Source organism: Acetobacter lambici, assembly GCF_011516885.1.
GTDB classification, from domain to species: Bacteria; Pseudomonadota; Alphaproteobacteria; order Acetobacterales; family Acetobacteraceae; genus Acetobacter; species Acetobacter lambici.
On the sequence record NZ_WOTD01000150.1, the window covers coordinates 1 to 868 of the forward strand.

An 868-nucleotide genomic window follows, 5' to 3' on the forward strand; every position below is an offset into this window, starting at 1 on the left:
TACGGCGTGTCGTCAGTTAAGCAGGATAATGATTGAAGCGAACTGCACGGCTGCGAGGAAGGTGGATTTCAGCTTGTCGTAACGGGTTGCGATAGCGCGAAACTGCTTGAGTTTATTGAAGAACCGCTCGACAAGGTTACGCTCCCTGTAAAGAGCAAAGTCAGTTTTCCGTTGGGTTGTTCTGTTGCGTTTTGGCGGGATAACCGGAGTAATCCCGCGCTCTGTCAACCGGTCGATCAACCTGTCCGCGTCATACGCCCTGTCGGCGAGGAAGGCGTCCGGATCGATGTTTTCGAGCATCGGTTCCGCCTGGCTGATATCCGCATTCTGACCCGGTGTGATGTCGATCTCCACCGGATTGCCCAGGGCATCGCAGATGACATGGATCTTTGTGGTCAGTCCGCCTCGTGATCGTCCGATGGCCTGATCCGCGCCCCTTTTTTGAGGGCTCCGGCACTATGCTGATGTGCCCGGACAATCGTGCTGTCAATCATCATGTATTCATTGTCGTGATCCGCCGCCAGATGACGAAAAATCCTTTCGATGACACCACTTTCACACCAGCGGCGCAGACGCCGGTGGACGTTTTTCCAGTCTCCGAAACGGGCTGGAAGATCACGCCACGGGATGCCGGCGCGATAGCGATACAGCACGGCTTCCACGAACAGACGGTTGTCCGCAGCCGTGCCACCGACATGACCTTCACGACCGGGGAGAAGGTTTTTTATCCGCTCCCATTGGTCGTCACGCAAACCGTAGCGTCGCATTCGTCTGCCTCCCTCAAAGCGAGAAAAACAGTCAGCACAGGACGCCGGAAAGTACAACCCTCACGTACCATACTCAGGGCTTAACTGACGACACGCCGTAG

At 55.8% G+C, this 868-nt stretch carries 1 protein-coding gene; it reads right to left on the reverse strand.

Translation table 11 applies throughout. The annotated features are described in order from the left end of the window. Window positions 1-12: 12 nt before the first annotated feature. Window positions 13-767, reverse strand: a protein-coding gene (locus GOB86_RS15585) for an IS5 family transposase (RefSeq protein WP_156477848.1) whose coding sequence is annotated in 2 segments (ribosomal slippage) — window positions 13-437 and window positions 437-767 — 756 coding nt in all. Because the reading frame shifts where the segments join, the coding sequence is not laid out codon by codon here. Window positions 768-868: the final 101 nt, after the last annotated feature.